Source organism: Streptomyces sp. 1331.2 (genome assembly GCF_900199205.1).
Lineage (GTDB): Bacteria > Actinomycetota > Actinomycetes > Streptomycetales > Streptomycetaceae > Kitasatospora.
Genome location: NZ_OBMJ01000001.1, coordinates 5337692 through 5355687, shown reverse-complemented (window position 1 = coordinate 5355687; position 17996 = coordinate 5337692). Strand labels below are relative to the sequence as shown.

The window sequence follows — 17996 nt, the reverse complement described above, 5'->3', positions numbered from 1 at the left end:
GCCGCACCGGCCCACCCGGGGCCGGGCCCCGGTTCAGGCCACGTACCGCCAGCCCGGCCCCGAGCGGGCCCGGGCGCCAACGCCGGTGGCGATCGCCGCACGGTACGCCTCGGCGGTCAGCTCGGCGGCCCGCTCCCAGGTGAACCGGGCCAGCACCCGCTCCCGGCCGGCCGCGCCCAGCTCGGCGCGCAGCTGCGGGTCGTCCAGCAGCCGGCCGAGCGCGGCGGCCAGCATGTCCGCCTCCCCCGGCGGCACGGCCACACAGGTCTCCCCGTCCGGCCCGGCCACCTCGGGGATCGCCCCGCCGGTGGTGGCGACCAGCGGGGTGCCGGTGGCCATCGCCTCGGCGGCGGGCAGCGAGAAGCCCTCGTACAGCGACGGGACGCAGGCCACCTCGGCCGAGCGGTAGAGGTCGACCAGCTCCCGGTCGGTCAGACCGCTGCGGAACTCGATGTGCTCCGCCAGCCCGAAGCGGCGCACCGCCTCGGCCACCGGCCCGTCCTCCTTCTGCGGCTTGCCGACCACCACCAGGTGGGCGTCCCGCTCGGTGCGGACCTTGGCGAGCGCCTCCACCAGGAAGACCAGGCCCTTCAGCGGGACGTCCGCGCTGGAGGTGGTGACGATCCGGCCGGGCACCCGGGCGATCTCCTCGGAGGGCGACCAGAGCCGGGTGTCGGCGCCGATCGGCACCACCGAGATCGCGCCGGGCGCCGCCCCCAGGTGCTCGGCGATCTCGCGCTGCGAGGTGCCGGAGACGGTGATCACGTGGTCCAGCCGCGCGGCGACCCGCCGCTGCATCCGGGTGAAGGCGTACCAGCGGCGCAGCGAGAGCCGCTTGAGCCGGGTGCCGGCGGCGTCCAGCTCCAGCTGCCGGTCCACGGTGATCGGGTGGTGGATCGTGGTGACCAGCGGGAATCCGTGCCGGGCCAGGCCCAGCAGGCCGTAGCCGAGGGTCTGGTTGTCGTGCACGACGTCGTAGCGGCCCTTGTGCGCGGCCAGGTACTGCCGGGCGCGCAGCGAGAAGGTCAGCGGCTCGGGGAAGCCGCCGGTGCGCATGGTGGCGAACTCCAGCACGTCCACCGGGCCGCGGAACTCGCTGCGGGCGGGGGTGCGGAAGGGGTCGTCGGCGCGGTAGAGGTCCAGGCTGGGCAGCTCGACCAGGCGCACCGAGCCGGGTCCTTCGACCTCGTCCAGCACCGGGAAGGGCTGCGCGCCGATCACGTCCACGTGGTGGCCGAGCCTGGCCAGTTCGCGGGAGAGGTGCCGTACGTAGACGCCCTGACCACCGCAGAAGGGGTCCCCCCGGTACGACAGCAGGGCAATCCGCAGCGGCTGCGCGGTCATCCTGGGCCCTCTTCTCTAGCTGCGATCTTCACTGCCGGTCGGTGCTGCCGGTCGCTAAAGTAGATCAGGTTTCAGTGGCCCTGGAACACGCCGTCGACCACGTGAACAATGAGAGACCTCGAAGATACCGGCCCGTAGCTTTACCTCGGCTGCCAGGGTTGGTGATTCCCGCCACGCCCGACCGGCCGACCGGTCCTGTCCGTTGCCTGCACCGATCCCACCGACCCTGCCGATCTCGTGGAGCACGCCGCCACTCTCGCCCGCCCGGGAGCACCCTTGCCGTCGACGACCGAACCCCTCACCCCGAGCCCCGTCCTGCCCCGGGCCGCCGAGCTGCCGCTGACCGCGCGCCAGGCCGAACGCCGGCGGCGGATCCTGCGGGCGGCCACCGCGCTGGCCTCGCGGGGCGGGTACGAGGCGGTGCAGATGCGGGAGGTCGCGGAGAGCGCGCAGGTCGCGCTCGGCACGCTCTACCGGTACTTCCCGTCCAAGGTGCACCTGCTCGTCGCGGTGATGCTGGAACAGCTGCAGGGCCTGCACGAGCACATCCGGCGCCACCCGCCGACCGACGCGGAGCCCGCGCTGCGGGTCGCCGACACCCTCACCCGGGCGTTCCACGGGCTGCAGCGCGAGCCGTTGCTGGCCGAGGCGATGGTCCGGGCGCTGTCCTTCGCGGACCGCTCGGTCGGGGCCGAGGTGGACGAGGTCAGCGCCGCCACCGGGCAGCTCATCCTGGACGCGATCGGCCAGTCCGGCCCGCCCAGCGAGAGCCAGCGCGCGGCGGTGCGGGTCATCGAGCACACCTGGCACTCGGCGCTCGTCGCCTGGCTCTCCGGACGCGCCTCGATCGCCGAGGTCCGGGCCGACCTGCACACCGCGGCCCGGCTGCTCACCCTGCCCTGACCGGGCCGACGCCCGGACCCTGACCGGACCGCTGACTGGAACCTGTTCCTGCCCGCGCGAGCGGACCGGGCCGCCCCGGCGGCTAGAGTCGACGGGCGGCCGGCCCGGTCCGCTCGCCCGGCACCGTCGAGGACCACGGAACGGCCCCGCCCGGGCCTCCTCCGCTCACCGAAAGGCACACCCGCACCATGCTGACCGCCGCCCGCCTGGGCGCCGCCGCCCTGTCCGCCGCGCTGCTCACCGGCATCGCCGCCGGACCGGCCCTCGCCGACGTGTCCCCGCCCGCCGTCCCGGACGGCCTGTACGGCAAGAGCGACCCGACGTACGACGGCGTGTGGCGCCAGGCCCTGGCCCTCACCGCGCTCACCGCCGCCAAGGTCACCCCCGCCGACTCGGCGGTCGGCTGGCTCACCGGCCAGCAGTGCGAGGACGGCGGCTGGCCCTCCTACCGCGCGGCCGGCGCCGGCTGCGATCCCAAGTCCGAGGACAGCAACGCCACCGCCGTCGCCGTCCAGGCCCTGATCGCCCTCGGCGGGCACCAGCCGGCCGTCGACAAGGGCGTCGCCTGGCTCAAGGCCAACCAGAACGCCGACGGCAGCTGGGCCTACAACCCGGGCAACCCGGGCGACGCCAACTCCACCGGCCTCGCCGTCAGCGCCCTGTTCGCCGCCCGGACCGACCCGGCGAGCGTCGCCAAGGCCGGCAGCGGCGGCGCCGCCGGGAAGAACGCCTTCGACGGCCTCGCCCGCTTCCAGCTCGGCTGCGCCGCCCCCGCCGACCAGCGCGGCGCCTTCGCCTACCAGCCGGACGCCGCCACCGGCGCCCTCGCCCCCAACACCCTGGCCAGCGCCCAGGCCGCGCTCGCCGCGGCTGGCGGCCACCTGCCGGTCGCCGGCTCGGTGCGCGCCGACACCGAGCCCAAGCCGCTCGCCTGCGCCGACGGCTCCGCGCCCGCCACCGTCCCGCACGCCGAGGCCGGTGAGGCCGTCGGCGCCTACCTGAGCGCCCAGCTCACCGGCGGCGGCGACCACCTCACCCTCACCACCCCGGGCGCCGCCCCCAGCCCCGACTACACCGCCACCGCCTGGGCCGCCCTCGCCCTCAGCCAGAGCGGCCACCACGACCAGGCCGCCGGCGCCGTCGACTGGCTGGACCAGCAGGAAGCCGCCTGGACCAAGGACGGCAGCGACGCCGGCGCCACCGCCACCCTGCTCCTGGTCTCCGAGGCCGCCCACCGCGACACCGCCGAACTCACCGGCAAGCTCACCGCGCTCGGCCCCACCCCCAAGGCCACCACCACCTCGGACCACGCCACCCCGGCGAAGAAGAAGACCGACAGCATCAGCCAGTACTGGCTCATCGGCGTCGGCCTCCTCATCGGCATCGGCGGCGGCCTGCTCCTCAGCCTCCAGCGCAAGCGCAACCCGAAGCTCTGATGCGCCCGCACGCCGCCCGCACCTCAGGGGCCTCTCCCGCCGCGCTGCTCGCCACCCTGCTCGGCGCCCTGCTGGTCCTCGCCGCGGCCGCCTCGCCCGCGGAGGCCGCCGGGTACCGGTACTGGTCGTTCTGGCGCGGCGCGGACGGCGGCGGCTGGGCGTACCAGCAGCAGGGGCCCGCGGTCGCGGTGCCGCAGGACGGGGCCGTGGACGGCTGGCGGTTCGCGGTGAGCCCGGACGGGGGGCAGGACGCCGCGAAGCCGCGCACGGCCGGGAGCTTCGCGGACATCTGCGCGGGGACGCCCGCGCAGGAGGGGCAGAAGCGGGTGGCCGTGGTGCTGGACTTCGGCACCGCCGGGGACACGGGGGTTTCCTCCTCCGCCGAGGTCCCCGAGCCGCGGACCGCGTGTGCCGCCGTCACGCCCCGGGCCACCTCGGCCGAGGTGCTGGCCGCCGTCGCCCCGCCGCTGCGGTACGACACCAACGGCCTGCTCTGCGCCATCGCCGGGTACCCGAAGGCGGGCTGCGCCGACCAGGTCGGCGCGGCGGGCGCCGCCCGGCCGGACGCCCCGAAGGCCGGGAGCGGCGGCCCGGACATCGGCCCGATCGCCGGGGGCGCGCTGGTCGCCGTCCTCGCCGGGGGCGCCGTCTGGCAGGCGCGCCGCCGCCGTCACCCCTGACCCCGCCCGACTGAACCCCCTCCAGGAAAGACCCCGTGAGCAGCACCCCCCGCAGCACCCGACCACCCACCGGTCCCCGCCAACTGCACCCCGGGGCCTGGTGGTTGTGGGCGCTCGGGCTGGGCGCGGCGGCGACCCGCACCACCAACCCGGCGGTCCTGCTGCTGCTCGCCGCCGTCGCCGGATACGTGGTCGCAGCCCGGCGCGGCGACGCGCCCTGGTCCCGGTCGTACGGGGCGTTCCTGCGGCTGGGGCTGCTGGTGCTCGGCATCCGGCTGGTGTTCGCCGTCTTCCTCGGCTCGCCGATCCCCGGCACCCACGTGCTGTTCACGCTGCCCGAACTGCCGCTGCCCACCTGGGCTCAGGGCGTGCGGCTCGGCGGCCGGGTCACCGCCGAGGGCCTGCTCGCCGCGCTGTACGACGGGCTGCGGCTGGCGACCCTGTTGGTCTGCGTCGGCGCCGCCAACTCCCTGGCCAGTCCGGCCCGGCTGCTGCGCACCCTGCCCGGGGCGCTCTACGAGGCGGGCGTGGCGGTGGTGGTGGCGATGACCTTCGCGCCGAACCTGGTCGCCGACGTCCGCCGGCTGCGCGCCGCGCGGCGCCTGCGCGGCCGTACGGACCGGGGCGTCGCCGCCGTGCTGAGCGTCGGACTGCCGGTGCTGGAGGGCGCCTTGGAGCGCTCGGTCGCACTGGCCGCGGCGATGGACACCCGCGGCTTCGGCCGTACCGCCGACGTCCCGCGCCGGCTCGCCCGGGCGACGGCCGCGCTCACCCTGGCCGGGCTACTCGGGGTCTGCCTGGCCGCGTACGGACTGCTCACCGCGGGCGGCACCGGCTGGGCGCTGCCCGTCCTGCTGCTCGGCCTGGCCGCGGCCTCCGCCGGGCTGTTGCTCGGCAGCCGACGATCCGTCAGATCGCGCTACCGTCCCGACCCTTGGGCGCTTCCGGAGTGGCTGACCGCCGGGTCCGGGGCCGTGGTGGCCGCCCTCACCACCTACCTGGCTGCGCAGGACCCGGCCGCCTTCGCCCCCACCGTCGTCCCGCCGACCGTCCCCGCGCTGCCGCTGGCCGCCGTGCTGACCGTACTGCTCGGCCTGGTACCGGCGTTCGCCGCCCCGACCCCGCCCCGGAGGGCATCGTGATCACCTTCGAGCAGGTCTCCGTCCGGTACGAGGGCACCGCCGCACCCGCCCTGAGCGGGGTCGACCTCACCGTCCCCGAGGGTGAACTCTGCCTGCTGGTGGGCCCGTCGGGCTCCGGCAAGTCCACCCTGCTGGGGACGGTCAGCGGCCTGGTGCCGCACTTCACCGGCGGGGTGCTGCACGGCCGGGTCACCGTCGGCGGCCGGGACACCCGCGAGCACCGGCCGCGCGAACTCGCCGACCTGGTCGGCACCGTGGGGCAGGACCCGCTCGCGCACTTCGTCACCGACACGGTGGAGGACGAACTCGCCTACGGCATGGAGTCGTTGGGCCTGCCCGGCGACGTCATGCGCCGCCGGGTCGAGGAGACCCTGGACCTGCTCGGCCTCGCCGACCTGCGCGACCGCGCGCTGGGCTCGCTCTCCGGCGGGCAGCAACAGCGCGTCGCGATCGGCTCGGTGCTCACCGTGCACCCGCGCGTCCTGGTCCTGGACGAGCCCACCTCGGCCCTCGACCCGGGTGCGGCCGAGGAGGTGCTGGCCGTCCTCCAGCGGCTGGTGCACGACCTCGGCACCACCGTGCTGATGGCCGAGCACCGGCTGGAGCGGGTCGTCCAGTACGCCGACCAGGTGCTGCTGCTGACCCCGGGCGCGCCCCCGGTCCTCGGCGAGCCGGCCGAGCTGATGGCGCACTCCCCGGTGCACCCGCCCGTCGTCGGCCTCGGCCGGCTCGCGGGCTGGCGGCCGCTGCCGCTGTCGGTGCGCGATGCACGCCGCAAGGCGGCGCCGCTGCGCTCCGACCTGGACGGGCGCACGCCCGCCGCCGTACCCCCGCGACGGGGGGAACCCGTCACCGTCACCGACCGCCTCGCCGTCCGCCGCGGCCCCGTCCAGGCCCTGCGCGGAGTCGACCTCGCCCTCCACGCCGGCGAGATCACCGCCCTGATGGGCCGCAACGGCGCGGGCAAGTCCACCCTGCTGGGCAGCCTGGTCGGCCTGCACGCCCCCGCCTCCGGCACCGTCCGGGTCGGCGGCCGCACCCCGCACCGCACCCGCCCCGCCGAGCTGATCCGCCAGGTCGGCCTCGTCCCGCAGGACCCGCGCGACCTGCTGTACGGCGAATCGGTCGCCGCCGAGTGCGCGGCGGCGGACACCGACGCGGGCGCCGCCGCCGGCACCTGCCGCGCCCTGGTCGAACGCCTGCTGCCCGGCATCGCCGACACCGCCCACCCGCGCGACCTCTCCGAAGGCCAGCGCCTCACCCTCGCCCTCGCCGTCGTGCTCACCGCCCGGCCCCCGCTGCTGCTCCTGGACGAGCCGACCCGCGGCCTGGACTACGCCGCCAAGGCCCGGCTGGTGGAGGTCCTGCGCGGCCTCGCCGCCGAGGGGCACTCCGTCCTGCTGGCCACGCACGACGTCGAGCTGGCCGCCGAACTCGCCCACCGCACGGTGATCCTGGCCGAGGGCGAGATCGTCGCGGACGGGCCGACCGCCGAGGTCGTGGTCTCCTCCCCCGCCTTCGCCCCGCAGGTCGCCAAGGTCCTGGCGCCGGGGCCGTGGCTCACCGTGGGGCAGGTCGCGGAGGCGCTGGGCGCGGAGGTTCCGGGCGCGGAGGCGCCGGGGTCGGAGGCGCTGGGGTCGGAGGCGCTGGGCGCATGAGCCACCCGGTCCCGCTCGGCCGCCGCTCCGCCGCGGCCCTGGCCCTCGTCTCGCTCGTCGGCGTCGCCGCCTTCGGCTGGCCGCTGCTCGCCTCCACCGGGTCGGCGCTGGTCGGCCACTCCACGGACGCGCCCTGGCTGTTCGCCCTGCTGCTGCCGCTGCTGCTCGCCGTCGTCATCGCGCAGATCTCCGAAGGACGGGAGGCGGGCGGCGGCGCGCCGGGGCTCGACGCCAAGTCCGTCGCGCTGCTGGGCGTCCTGGCCGCGGCCGGTGCCGCCCTGCGCCCGCTGGGCGCCGGGACGGCCGGCCTGGAGCCGATGTTCTTCCTCATGGTCCTGTCCGGCCGCGTCCTCGGCCCCGGATTCGGCTTCGTCCTGGGCTCGTTGTCGATGTTCGCCTCGGCCCTGCTCACCGGCGGCGTCGGGCCGTGGCTGCCGTTCCAGATGCTCGCGATGGGCTGGGTCTGCCTCGGCGCGGGCCTGCTGCCGGGCTCCGCCAACCTGCGCGGCCGCCGCGAACTGCTGCTGCTGGCGGGGTACGGCGCCGTCTCGGCCGTGCTGTACGGGACGATCATGAACCTGCAGGGCTGGCCGTACATCGGCGGCCTGGCCGGCTCCATCTCCTTCGTCCCTGGCGATCCGGTGGGCGCCAACCTGGTCCGCTTCGCCGCCTACTGCCTGACCACGTCCCTGGGCTGGGACCTCCCCCGGGCCGCACTCACCGTCGTCCTGTGCCTCACCCTCGGCACCCCCGTCCTGCGCGCCCTGCGCCGCGCCACCCGCCGCGCCGCCTTCCACTCCCCGGTGACCTTCCGCCCGCCGGAGGGCTGAACCGCCACGCCTCCGGTTCGTCCTGCACCGGTTCGTCCCACACCGATTCGTCCCACACCGTTGCGCCGTGCGCCGTTGCGCGCCCTGCTCGTCCGCCGGTCCTCCGCCCAGCGGTGTAGGACCGGCTGCGCCCCTGGCCCGATCCCTGACCGACCGACAGCGGCCTACCTTGATCCACATGGAGATTCCCGAGCACCACCAGCGCACCGTCCTCCCGCACATCATGGTCGACGGCGCCGCCGAGGCCATCGCCTTCTACACCACCGCCTTCGGCGCGACCGAGCACATGCGGCTCGCGGGCGAGGACGGGCGGATCATGCACGCCGAGATCAAGGTCCACGGCGCCACCCTGATGCTCGGTGACGCCGACGCGCCCTTCGCACCGCCCGGCACCGGCGGCCCGTCCGTCGCCCTGCACGTGTACGTCCCGGACGTGGACGGGCTGACGGACCGGGCCGCGGCCGCGGGCGCCGAACTGCTCTCGGCCCCGGCGGACATGTTCTACGGCGCCCGGCAGTCGATGCTGCGCGACCCGTTCGGGCACGTGTGGATCTTCCTCACGCCGCTCACCTGACCCGGTTCACGCCCCCGCTCCCCGACCCTCGCGCCGTTCGGAATGTCCGCACCCCAGTACGACCGCGCGCACGCCCCCGTACGCTGTCCCGCAGCACCGGGAGCCAGGGCGTTCGGGGGAACCAGTGGAACTACGTCAGTTGCGCGTCTTCGAGGCCGTCGTCGCCCACCGCTCCGTCACCGCCGCGGCCGCGGCACTCGGGCTCGCCCCGTCCTCCGTCACCGAGCAGATCCGCACCCTCGAACACGGCCTCGGCACCGAACTCTTCGACCGGGCCCCGCGCGGCCTCGCCCTCACCCCGGCCGGCGAACGGCTGCGGCCGTGGTCCCGGCGGCTGCTCGACCAGGCCGAACAGGCCCGGCGCGAGGTCGTCGCCGCCCGCGCCCGGCTGCGCCTGGGCGCCCTGGACACCATCGCCGCCACCCACCTGCCCACCGTCCTGGCCCGCCTCGCCGAACGGCGGCCCGACCTGGAGATATCCCTGCACACCGGCACCACCCGGGACGGCCTGCTCGACGGCGTCGCCGCCGGGGCCCTGGAGGCGGCACTCATCCTCGACGCCGCCGGCCCGCTCGGCGGGCTCGGCTTCTCCCTGCCACCCGCCCCGCTCGACCACCTCGACCTGCAGGACGTCCCGCTCGCCCTGGTCGCCGCCCCCACCCACCCGCTCGCCCGCGCCACCACCCTCACCCCCGAGGACCTCACCGGCCAGCGCCTCCTGGTGAACACCCCCGCCTGCTCCTTCCACCTCGCCGGCGAACGCCTCCTCGGCCACCACCTCGCCCGCGTCCCCACCGGCGGCATCCCCGTCACCCGCGCCTGCGCCGAACAGGGCCTCGGCCTCGCCCTCCTCCCCGACGCCGCCGTCCACGACCGACTCACCACCGGCACCCTCGTCCGCCTCCCCCTCACACCCCCGCCCCCACCCCTCCACCTCCGCCTCGTCTGGCGCGCCGACCGCACCCCCACCCCCGCCCTCCACCAGGCCCTCCACGCCGCCACCCCCTGACCGCGCTGCACCGGGCTTCCGCGGCGCCTACTCGTCCGCAAGCGTCGAGAAGAGGTCGACCAGCTCGTGCTGCGGCACCCGTCCCCACGTCGCCGGTGCACGGGCCGCCATCATCGCCCAGGGCCCGAGGAGCCGGCAGCCGGAAGCCGACACCCCGTCGGCGAAGGAGCCCGGTGTGGCACCGGTCGACGCCTACGCAACGCCGGCCGCGGCAGAGCACGATGTGGCCTGGCGCGAGCGGGTCAGCGCCGGCGTCCCCCAGCCCGACGAGCGGGAGGCACCTCGCCTGTCCGAGGCCGCCGTCCTGCTGGCCATCCACCGCGTCACCTACGACCGACCTTCAGCCTCCCCCTGATCCTCGAAGAGATCCGGATCGGCGCTGACACCACCGGCCTGACTTTCGGCATCGACGTCACCAAGCCCAAGCGCGCCGCTGGACAGCCGAAGGCAGCCCGCCAGCTGTCCATATGATCTGAGTATCTTGACGGATACGTAGCGTGCGGGACTCAGTTAACGTTCCGCGGAACACAGATACGCGTATCGAACGCCTGGGTGGGGGGAGAAGACAGTGGGTGACAACGCCACCCGCAAGGTCGCTATACAACCAACCGATCTGCGGGCCTCCGCAGGTATCGCCAAGAGTCTGGGTGAGGAGCTTGGCCCTCCCGTTCAGAACGCGGTGAACACCAGCGAGACCGTCTCCGGCCAGCTCGCCGGCTGGTCGATCGCCGGCGGGCTCAGCCAGTTGGGCACCGGCTGGTCCAAGCCGCTCGGCGACCTGCATCAGCGCCTCGCGGACACCGCGGCCAACCTGAACGCCAACGCCACGGCCCATGAGCACAAAGACCGCGCGATCGCCGGTGCGTGGGCCGTCGCACCGCAGGGGGGCAAGTGAGCCTCTACGAACTCCTGGTGAAGTTCGACCCGCACGGACTTCATGACGCGGCGAAGGCCTGGACGGCCCTGGGTCACACGGCGGAAAGCATCGGCCAGCGGCATCGTAGCCAGGTCAACGGACCGCTGGCCGGCAACTGGGAGGGGGACGATGCGAAGGCTGCGCTCTCGTACATGGCGAAGACGGAGCAGCAGCTGAACATCGTCAAGATGGAGGCGGACACTGCGGCCCTGGTGCTCAACACCGTCGCCGACCGGATCTACCAGGCGCAGACCAACCTCACCAATGCCGTGAAGCGCTCGGTGGATGCCGGCCTGAATGTGTCTGCCGACGGTGTCGTCAGCATCCCGCCCGTAGGCAAGGGAGAGGCCAACGACCCAAGGCGCAGCACACGGCGGTCTTCGTACCGGGCACCGGGACCGTGTTCGCCGGGGTACCGGGGCAGATGGACCACATCCGCCGCCTCCAGAAGGCGGCCGAGGACAAAGCCGGCGACGAGAATGTCGCCGTCGTCTCGTGGCTTGGCTACGAGACACCCAACTGGCTGGACGGCTCCGTGGCCCAGTCCGACCGCGGGGACGCCGGGGCACCGCTGCTGCGCAACTTCACCAAGGGCCTGCGGGTGGCCGAGGGCGACAACGGCGTCTGCTCACACCTGACCCTGATGGGGCACAGCTACGGCAGCTACGTCGTCGGGGTGGCCGCACGCGACGCCGGCGGGGCGAATGCCAACGACATCCTCGCGCTCGGCAGCCCCGGCATGGGGGTGGAAGGCGCGTGGCAGCTCAACGTCGACCCGAAGCACGTCTGGGTCGGCACGGCCAAGGACGACTTCATCCAGACCTTCACCGGCACCGTTCTCGGCGATGGCCCCCAGTACAGGGACTTCGACGCCCAGCGCATCCAGATCGACACCAGCGGACACGGCGGCTACTGGGACTTCGGCCCTGGAGGCGCAAGTGAAAGCCTCCAAAATCAGGGGCGGATCATCGCCGGCCGCCCGCCGACGCTCGCCCCCCGCTACCCGCGCTGACCCTGTCACCAGTCCACCGAACAGTCGATCCGCACCATCCTCAGGAGCGTCATGACCGCGACCCCTACCCGGCTTTCCAGGCGCCTTGCCTGCACTGCGCTCCTGGTCGCGATGCTCGGCGCGTGCTCATCCACTCCGACCGACAGGAATGACACACCACCCGTGAAGTCCAAGGCTGACGCCCAGACCTGGGCGCAACAGATAACCGAGCACATGGCCCGGACCGCCGGGATCGAGATCGATCCCACGACCGTCGACGCACTCTTCACTCCGTGTACTGGCAGGAACGGGGAAACCGCGACTGATGACCGGTACATCCTGATGTACAGCGTGAAGAGTTCGGTGCCGCGCGCCCAGCATCCGGAAGCGGTCAGAAAGGTCCGCGACATGTTGGTGGGCGAGGGCCTGACGGTGGAGGGCTATCGCGAGTTCGTGGACGGCAAGCCCGATGCGCTCGTCGACGCCGTCCACCCCAACAGCCGGTACACCGCCACGGCGGAGACCTCGGGCAGCGGAGATCGTATGTACCTCGGCATCATCACTCCCTGCCTGTTGCCCCCGCCCGCGTCGGTCTCGCCGACGAGCACGTCATAGCCACCGAAAGGGACAGCCCCCGCGTCCGGGCAGGGCGTGGGGGCTGTCGCAACTCCCCTTCACTTACTCAAGCGGCGGCGCATCCGCGCCGCCGGGCGGCCCCACCCGCCCCCGGCCGGGCATGCGGCCTTGCGGCCGTTCCGGGCCGGGCGCCTGGCCCGCCCACCGAGGCACACCCCTCACAACGGGCCCTCCCCTGACGTCAGGGGAGGGCCCGAAGCACGAGAAGAAGCAACAGCGAGGCAATCTAGGCGTTCTTGGGGCCGGCCGACTGGACGACCTCGAAGGACCAGAGGGTGGAGCCGGAGGCAGCCGGGCGCTTGGGCGCCTCGCCGTCGCCGCCGTTCTGGTGGGCCGACTTCATCGGGCCCTCCATCCAGGCCTTGAAGTCCTCCTCGCTGCGCCAACGGGTGTAGACCAGGTACTGGTCGGTGCCCTCGACCGGGCGGAGGAGTTCGAACCACTCGAAGCCGTCCGAGTTCTCCACCGCGCCGGCGCGGGAGGCGAAGCGCTGCTCCAGCACCTCGCGCTGCTCGGCCGGGACCGTCAGTACGTTGATCTTGACGACGGACATGCCGCTCCTTGTCGATTTCGCCGGGGTCCGCGTGCGGGCCGTCGGCTCGGTCATTGTCAGCAGTGTCCTACACCTCACGCCGGCGGGTTCAGCCGATCCACGGCGGGAGGAGGCGCTGGGCGTCGCGGGGGGCGAGGGTGCAGGCGTCCTCGGGGGTGCGGGCGTCGGGGTTGTAGGCGTGGGAGGGGGAGGTGGAGGCGACGACGGCGGTGAAGCCTTCGGTGGTGGCGATGCGTCGGGCGGCGTCGGCGGGGAGGACGAGGGTGTCGCCGGCGGAGAGGGCGAGGGTCTCGCCGGCGAGGGCGACGGTGGCGGAGCCGGTGAGGAGGGTCCAGATCTGTTCGGCGTCCATGGCGTGCAGCGGCCCCTGGGCGTGCGGCCGCATCTCGACCTGCCACATCGCCAGGGTGGTGGTGCCCTGGGTGGGCGAGCCGAGGGTGGTCATGACGGCGTTCGGGGTCTCGGTGCGGCGGGCTTCGGATCGGTGGATCACGGGCATGGCGAAGGAACCCCCTAAGATGGACAATGAAGTTGTCTATATGGTCAATGAGGTTGTCTATCGTGTCAAGCGAATCCACCGAACCCGCCCCGCCGGGCTTCGAGCTGCCGCTGCGCCTGCTGCTCGCCTTCCGGACGATCATCGACGAACTGCACGAGCGCATCGCCCGCGAAGGCCACCCCGACCTGCGCCCGATGCACGGCTTCGTCTTCCAGGCGATCGGGCCGCAGGGCACCACTGCCGTCGAACTCGGCCGCCGACTCGGCGTCTCCAAGCAGGCGGCCGGCAAAACCGTCGAGAGCCTGGAGCAGCTCGGCTACGTCGAGCGCGGCAGCGACCCGGCCGACGCGCGCCGCAAGGTGGTCCGGCTCACCGACCGGGGCGTGGACTGCCTGGTCCGCTCGGCGCGGATCTTCGACGAGCTGCGCGCCGAGTGGTCGGCGGCCCTCGGCGAGGAGCAGCTGCGCCAGGTGGAGGACGGGCTGCGCCGGCTCGCCCCCGGCGACCCGTTCCGCCTCGACACGCCCCGCTGGTTCGGCGCGCCCTGAGACCCGGGAGCGCGCAACTGCCGTGGCAGCGTCAGGACTCGGGGAGGCCTCGGACGGCGAGGTTCTGGTTCTTGTACGCCGGGACTCCGGTGATCTCGGCGCCGAACCAGTCCGGCGGGGTGAAGGCCTCCGCCGCCTCCTCCGAGCCGAACTCGACCTCGGCGGTGAGCAGTCCGGCCAACTCGCCCCGGTAAACGTCGACATCGACGGTGACGCCGGCCGACTCGACGGTGTACCGGTCCTTGACCAGCCGGGCGCCGGCCGTGGCCGGCCAGAGCTCGTCGAACTCCCGCTCCCCGAGCTCGCGTTCCACCTCGACGCGGACGGGTGCGGCCCCCGCCGTGGCGCGTTTGACGCCGAGGACGCAGCTGTCGCCGATCCGCCGCAGCCGCACCTCCGTCCCGTCGTCCTTGATCGCGATGTAGCCCTGCTCGATCCGTCGCCGCACCGCCGTCTCCGGCGGCGTGAAGGCGGTCAGCAGGAACTTGCGCTCGATTTCGAGTGGCATGCCGCACCTTTCCTTCCCGAGCTGCCCAGCGACCTGGTGATATCGCGACGATACGCCGATGCGCCTCACTGATACGCCACTTGGGGACGGTCAGAACGACCGCCCCTCGCTCCGGTACGGCGGCTCCGGTCCGACCGGGTCGGGCCGGTCCCTCCGGTCGGCGCACAGGGTGGAGCTGAGCCTGGTGAGCAGTTCGGCGAGATCGGCGTACTGCTTCTCGTCCCAGTCGCCCAGCAGGTCTGCGAGTTGGGTGCGCCGGGCGGCGACCAGCCGGAGCGCCGCCTCCTCCCCCGGTTCGGTGAGCCGCAGCGGCAGCCCGCCGGTGCGCGCGGCCAGTCCCCGGCTCTCCACCTCCCGGACGGCTTGCTCGATGACGGCGATCGGGACGATCCGTCGCTCGGCCAGCTCCGCCGGCTCGACCGAGCCGTGCTGGTGCATCTGCAGCAGCAGCCAGCTGGAGGCGGGCAGCAGGTCGAGGCCGGCGGTGGCGGTGATCCGCCGGAAGAGGTCGCGCCGGGCATCGCGGGTGCTCAGCACCGAGAGTGCGCGGGCGATCTCGTCCAGGGAGCTGCGCTCGACCGGGTTGAGTCCGATGGACTCGCTCAGGTCCGGCGCGGTCACGGTGGAGCGCAGTTTCTGCTCGCGCAGGAAGAGCGACAGGACGAAGGCGACCACGGCGACGGGCACCGCGTAGAGGAAGACGCGGGTGATCGACTCGGCGTAGGCGTGGTAGACGCCGGCCTGGACGGCGGCCGGCAGCCGGGAGATGACCCGCGGGTCGGAGGTGATGGCGTCGGGCTGGAAGCCGGGCGGCAGCGGCACCCCCGCCAGGGCGTCGGCGAGCCGGTCCCGCAGCCCGCTCGCGAAGATCGTCCCGAAGATGGAGACGCCGAAGGCGGCCCCGATGGAGCGGAAGAAGGTGGCACCCGCGGTGGCCACGCCGAGGTCCTGGTAGCCGACCGAGTTCTGCACGATCAGCACCAGCACCTGCATCACCAGGCCCAGCCCGAGGCCGAAGACCAGGAAGTAGCAGCTCGTCTCGGCGGTGCTGCTGTGCTCGTCCAGCCGGGAGAGCAGCAGCAGTCCGACGGTCGTCACCGCCGTCCCGGCGATCGGGAAGACGCGGTAGTGGCCGGTGCGGGCGACGATCTGGCCGGAACCGATCGAGGTGAGCAGCATGCCGAGCACCATCGGCAGCATGTGGATGCCGGACATGGTCGGCGAGACCTGCATGACCACCTGGAGGAAGGTCGGCAGGTAGGTGAGTGCGCCGAACATCGCGAAGCCGATCACGAAGGAGATCACCGCGACCAGGCTGAAGGTCCGCGAGCGGAACAGGCGCAGCGGCAGGACGGGCTCCGCGGCGGTGCGTTCGACCAGGACGAAGGCGAGCAGCAGCACCAGCCCGAGCACGCCGAGGCCGACGATCTGCCAGGAGCTCCAGGCCCAGGTGGTGCCGCCGAGCGAGGTCATCAGCACCAGGCAGGTGGCGACCGCGGCGATCAGGGCGGTGCCGAGGTAGTCGATCCGGTGCTCGCGCCGCACCTCCGTCCCGTGCAGCACTGCCGCGATCACCAGCAGGGCGACGACGCCGACCGGCAGGTTGACGTAGAAGACCCAGCGCCAGCTGAGGTGGTCGACGAACAGCCCGCCGAGCAGCGGCCCGAGCACGCTGGTGACGCCGAACACCGCGCCGAACAGGCCCTGGTAGCGGCCGCGGTCCCGGGGCGGGACGAGGTCGCCGACGATCGCCTGGGAGAGCACCATCAGCCCGCCGCCGCCCAGGCCCTGCAGTGCCCGGAAGGCGATCAACTCGCCCATGTTCTGGGCGATTCCGCACAGCACCGAGCCGATCAGGAAGATCACGATGGAGGCCTGGAAGAACCGCTTCCGGCCGTACATGTCGCCGAGCTTGCCCCAGAGCGGCGTCGCGGCCGTGGAGGCCAGCAGGTAGGCGGTGACCACCCAGGAGAGGTGGTCGAGGCCGCCGAGGTCGCTGACGATGGTGGGCAGCGCGGTGGAGACGATGGTCTGGTCGAGGGCCGCGAGCAGCATCGCCAGCAGCAGGGCGCTGATCGGCACCCACAGGTTGGGGACGGCTGCGGCCGGCGGACCGGGCTCGCCCGCCGGGCTCCGGTCGGACGCGGCGAGCGGATCCGTCATGGCGTCTCCAGAGGATCTCGGGGGGCAAGGGGCGGGTCCGGAGGGTCGCGGCTCCGGCTGGCGGGTCCGGGCGGATGATCACTCCCAGCTCACCATGCTGGCAGATTCACCCCGATTTGTTCCGCCGGATTGAGCCGAACGTAGCCGAACGTCAGCAGCTGCGTCAGAGGCGACCTCAGCAGCAGCGCCAGAGGCAACGTCAGCAGCGGGGACGTCCGGGGCCTGCGGACCGTTCTCGGAGGGGCCAACCGGCATCAACCGCCACAACACCCCCGCCCGGGACCGGACGCCCCTGTCCCCCCTCCGGGCCGTCCTGCATAATCAGGCGCGATCGTGCGGCCCGGGCCCCGCCCCGAAGCGCGGGCGACCCCGCAAGACCGCCGCAGGATCACCCGCAAGACCGCCCGCGAGACCGACGCGAAATCGAGGAGGACCGGCCGATGCCGGACCAGCACTGCCCGACGTGCGGCACCGCACGCTCAACCGGGTGCGGCTGCGTCCCGGATCCGAGCCTCACCGAGACCGCCGTCCTCCCCCATGCCGAGGGCCCGCCGCTGGTCCGCCCGTACGTCCCGCAGACCGCCGACCAGGTGGCCGAGGAGCTGTCGGCGGACGGCCCGGTCGTGGACCCGTTCGCGACCACGGTGCTGCCCCCGGTCGCCCCGGGGCAGCCGGGCGCGCCCGCCGGGCCGGTCACCCCTCAGCTGGGGCCGGACGCGGACGCGTACGCCACCACCGTGCTGCCGCCCGTCCCGACGGGGCGCGCCCCGCTGGGGCCGGACGCCGACGCCTACGCCACCACCGTGCTGCCGCCGGTGCCGCCCACCGGGCACGGGCACGAGGGAGGGCACGGGCAAGGGGAACGGCAGGACGACGAGCTCGGGTTCTTCCCCTTCGCCAACGCCCCGGCCGCCTCCGGCTTCGGACCCGGGCTCGACGCCGGACTCGAACCGGAGGCCGGCGGCCGGGCCGCGCGCCGGGCCGCCGAGCAGGCCGCGAGGAACCCGCTCGCCCAGCGCAAGGGCCTGCTCGCGGGGGTGGGCGCCGCGCTGGTGGCGCTCACCATCGGCGTCGCGTACGCGGTGACGCCCTCCGCCGGGCCGGACGCCAAGCAGGCGCTGCCGCTGCCGACCACCACCCTGGCGCCCGCGCCGGTGGATCCGACCGTGGCGCCCGCCGTGACCACGGCGGCCCCGACCTCCGAGGCACCGAGCCCGACCGCGACGCCCACCCGCAAGCCGACACCGACGAAGACGGCCACGCCGACGCCGACCCCCACCGCGACGCCGACGCCCACCCCGGTCCAGACGCCGACGCCGACCCCCACCCCGACCCCGACGCCCACCCCGACGCCGACGACCACCGCCCGCGTGCTGCAGCTCGGGATGAACGGTCCGGACGTCAAGGACCTGCAGCAGCGCCTGTACGTCGCCGAGTGCGGATTCGTCGACAAGTCGATCGTCACCGGCACCTTCGACTACTGGACCCGGTCGGTGCTCAGCAGCTACCAGAAGGAGAACCGGATCAAGGGCGAGGACGGCGTCTACGGCCCCAAGACCCAGGCCGTCCTCGCCGCCGACCCGGGCTGCTGACCGGCCCCGGACCG

19 protein-coding genes are annotated in these 17996 nt (G+C 73.9%); 14 read left to right on the top strand and 5 right to left on the bottom strand.

Annotation, left to right across the window (positions count from 1 at the left end; translation table 11 throughout):
• Positions 1 to 33 precede the first annotated feature (33 nt).
• Positions 34 to 1344: a glycosyltransferase family 4 protein gene (locus CRP52_RS23060; RefSeq protein ID WP_097238126.1), complete on the bottom strand. Its 1311-nt coding sequence runs from the start codon at positions 1342 to 1344 to the stop codon at positions 34 to 36.
• Between the two features lie 276 nt (positions 1345 to 1620).
• Here CRP52_RS23060 and CRP52_RS23055 point away from each other — a divergent pair, with 276 nt between their 5' ends.
• The 12 genes from CRP52_RS23055 to CRP52_RS23000 all read left to right on the top strand — a co-directional run bounded on the left by CRP52_RS23055 (position 1621) and on the right by CRP52_RS23000 (position 12098).
• Complete coding sequence (locus tag CRP52_RS23055) at positions 1621 to 2247, top strand: TetR family transcriptional regulator (RefSeq protein WP_257032810.1); 627 nt, start codon at positions 1621 to 1623, stop codon at positions 2245 to 2247.
• 188 nt (positions 2248 to 2435) lie between these two features.
• A complete protein-coding gene (locus CRP52_RS40590; RefSeq protein WP_097238125.1) occupies positions 2436 to 3683 on the top strand; it encodes a prenyltransferase/squalene oxidase repeat-containing protein in 1248 nt (415 codons plus the stop codon).
• Positions 3683 to 4363: an SCO2322 family protein gene (locus CRP52_RS23045; RefSeq protein WP_097238124.1), complete on the top strand. Its 681-nt coding sequence runs from the start codon at positions 3683 to 3685 to the stop codon at positions 4361 to 4363. The genes CRP52_RS40590 and CRP52_RS23045 overlap by 1 nt, the downstream gene beginning before the upstream one ends.
• A 35-nt stretch (positions 4364 to 4398) precedes the next feature.
• Positions 4399 to 5505: a CbiQ family ECF transporter T component gene (locus tag CRP52_RS23040; protein WP_097238123.1), complete on the top strand. Its 1107-nt coding sequence runs from the start codon at positions 4399 to 4401 to the stop codon at positions 5503 to 5505.
• On the top strand, positions 5502 to 7163 hold the full coding sequence (locus CRP52_RS23035) for an ABC transporter ATP-binding protein (protein WP_097238122.1): 1662 nt from the start codon (positions 5502 to 5504) through the stop codon (positions 7161 to 7163). Before CRP52_RS23040 ends, CRP52_RS23035 begins: the two co-directional genes overlap by 4 nt.
• Positions 7160 to 7993 carry an ECF transporter S component gene (locus CRP52_RS23030; RefSeq protein ID WP_097238121.1) on the top strand — a complete coding sequence of 278 codons (834 nt, stop codon included), beginning with the start codon at positions 7160 to 7162 and terminating at the stop codon, positions 7991 to 7993. The genes CRP52_RS23035 and CRP52_RS23030 overlap by 4 nt, the downstream gene beginning before the upstream one ends.
• A gap of 178 nt (positions 7994 to 8171) precedes the next feature.
• A complete protein-coding gene (locus tag CRP52_RS23025) occupies positions 8172 to 8567 on the top strand; it encodes a VOC family protein (protein WP_097238120.1) in 396 nt (131 codons plus the stop codon).
• Positions 8568 to 8706: 139 nt separating this feature from the next.
• Positions 8707 to 9576 (top strand): LysR family transcriptional regulator, encoded by an 870-nt coding sequence (locus CRP52_RS23020; RefSeq protein ID WP_257032809.1) that lies wholly within the window; start codon positions 8707 to 8709, stop codon positions 9574 to 9576.
• A 175-nt stretch (positions 9577 to 9751) separates the two neighbouring features.
• Positions 9752 to 9931, top strand: a complete 180-nt coding sequence (locus CRP52_RS23015; protein WP_097238118.1) for a hypothetical protein — start codon at positions 9752 to 9754, stop codon at positions 9929 to 9931.
• 213 nt (positions 9932 to 10144) lie between these two features.
• Positions 10145 to 10471 carry a hypothetical protein gene (locus tag CRP52_RS23010; RefSeq protein ID WP_143685811.1) on the top strand — a complete coding sequence of 109 codons (327 nt, stop codon included), beginning with the start codon at positions 10145 to 10147 and terminating at the stop codon, positions 10469 to 10471.
• Between the two features lie 136 nt (positions 10472 to 10607).
• Positions 10608 to 11504: an alpha/beta hydrolase gene (locus CRP52_RS23005; RefSeq protein ID WP_097238116.1), complete on the top strand. Its 897-nt coding sequence runs from the start codon at positions 10608 to 10610 to the stop codon at positions 11502 to 11504.
• A gap of 51 nt (positions 11505 to 11555) precedes the next feature.
• Entirely contained in the window at positions 11556 to 12098 is a 543-nt protein-coding gene (locus CRP52_RS23000; RefSeq protein ID WP_143685810.1) for a hypothetical protein, read from the top strand.
• Positions 12099 to 12345: 247 nt separating this feature from the next.
• Here CRP52_RS23000 and CRP52_RS22995 read toward each other — a convergent pair whose 3' ends face one another.
• Together CRP52_RS22995 and CRP52_RS22990 are read right to left on the bottom strand one after the other, a co-directional pair.
• The gene (locus CRP52_RS22995) at positions 12346 to 12672 is read right to left on the bottom strand and encodes an antibiotic biosynthesis monooxygenase family protein (protein WP_097238114.1); all 327 of its coding nucleotides are present in this window, start codon (positions 12670 to 12672) and stop codon (positions 12346 to 12348) included.
• 88 nt (positions 12673 to 12760) lie between these two features.
• Entirely contained in the window at positions 12761 to 13171 is a 411-nt protein-coding gene (locus CRP52_RS22990; protein ID WP_097238113.1) for a cupin domain-containing protein, read from the bottom strand.
• 62 nt (positions 13172 to 13233) lie between these two features.
• Here CRP52_RS22990 and CRP52_RS22985 point away from each other — a divergent pair, with 62 nt between their 5' ends.
• Entirely contained in the window at positions 13234 to 13719 is a 486-nt protein-coding gene (locus CRP52_RS22985) for a MarR family winged helix-turn-helix transcriptional regulator (RefSeq protein ID WP_257032808.1), read from the top strand.
• Between the two features lie 31 nt (positions 13720 to 13750).
• Here CRP52_RS22985 and CRP52_RS22980 read toward each other — a convergent pair whose 3' ends face one another.
• Both CRP52_RS22980 and CRP52_RS22975 read right to left on the bottom strand, forming a co-directional pair.
• Positions 13751 to 14227, bottom strand: coding sequence for a CYTH domain-containing protein (locus tag CRP52_RS22980; RefSeq protein ID WP_097238111.1), 477 nt, complete (start codon positions 14225 to 14227; stop codon positions 13751 to 13753).
• A 90-nt stretch (positions 14228 to 14317) separates the two neighbouring features.
• Positions 14318 to 16390 carry an MFS transporter gene (locus CRP52_RS22975; RefSeq protein ID WP_097238110.1) on the bottom strand — a complete coding sequence of 691 codons (2073 nt, stop codon included), beginning with the start codon at positions 16388 to 16390 and terminating at the stop codon, positions 14318 to 14320.
• A gap of 440 nt (positions 16391 to 16830) precedes the next feature.
• On the opposite strand from CRP52_RS22975, the gene CRP52_RS39780 reads away from it, so the two are divergent.
• The gene (locus CRP52_RS39780) at positions 16831 to 17982 is read left to right on the top strand and encodes a peptidoglycan-binding domain-containing protein (RefSeq protein WP_101948232.1); all 1152 of its coding nucleotides are present in this window, start codon (positions 16831 to 16833) and stop codon (positions 17980 to 17982) included.
• The last annotated feature ends 14 nt before the right edge of the window (positions 17983 to 17996 follow it).

Excerpts from the sequence above, each read along its gene's own strand:
- CRP52_RS23060 (WP_097238126.1), bottom strand. The coding sequence starts at position 1,344 with ATGACCGCGCAGCCGCTGCGGATTGCCCTGCTGTCGTACCGGGGGGAC.
- CRP52_RS40590 (WP_097238125.1), top strand. The coding sequence starts at position 2,436 with ATGCTGACCGCCGCCCGCCTGGGCGCCGCCGCCCTGTCCGCCGCGCTG.
- CRP52_RS23045 (WP_097238124.1), top strand. The coding sequence starts at position 3,683 with ATGCGCCCGCACGCCGCCCGCACCTCAGGGGCCTCTCCCGCCGCGCTG.
- CRP52_RS23030 (WP_097238121.1), top strand. The coding sequence starts at position 7,160 with ATGAGCCACCCGGTCCCGCTCGGCCGCCGCTCCGCCGCGGCCCTGGCC.
- CRP52_RS23025 (WP_097238120.1), top strand. The coding sequence starts at position 8,172 with ATGGAGATTCCCGAGCACCACCAGCGCACCGTCCTCCCGCACATCATG.
- CRP52_RS23000 (WP_143685810.1), top strand. The coding sequence starts at position 11,556 with ATGACCGCGACCCCTACCCGGCTTTCCAGGCGCCTTGCCTGCACTGCG.
- CRP52_RS22995 (WP_097238114.1), bottom strand. The coding sequence starts at position 12,672 with ATGTCCGTCGTCAAGATCAACGTACTGACGGTCCCGGCCGAGCAGCGC.
- CRP52_RS22990 (WP_097238113.1), bottom strand. The coding sequence starts at position 13,171 with ATGCCCGTGATCCACCGATCCGAAGCCCGCCGCACCGAGACCCCGAAC.
- CRP52_RS22980 (WP_097238111.1), bottom strand. The coding sequence starts at position 14,227 with ATGCCACTCGAAATCGAGCGCAAGTTCCTGCTGACCGCCTTCACGCCG.
- CRP52_RS22975 (WP_097238110.1), bottom strand. The coding sequence starts at position 16,390 with ATGACGGATCCGCTCGCCGCGTCCGACCGGAGCCCGGCGGGCGAGCCC.
- CRP52_RS39780 (WP_101948232.1), top strand. The coding sequence starts at position 16,831 with ATGCCGGACCAGCACTGCCCGACGTGCGGCACCGCACGCTCAACCGGG.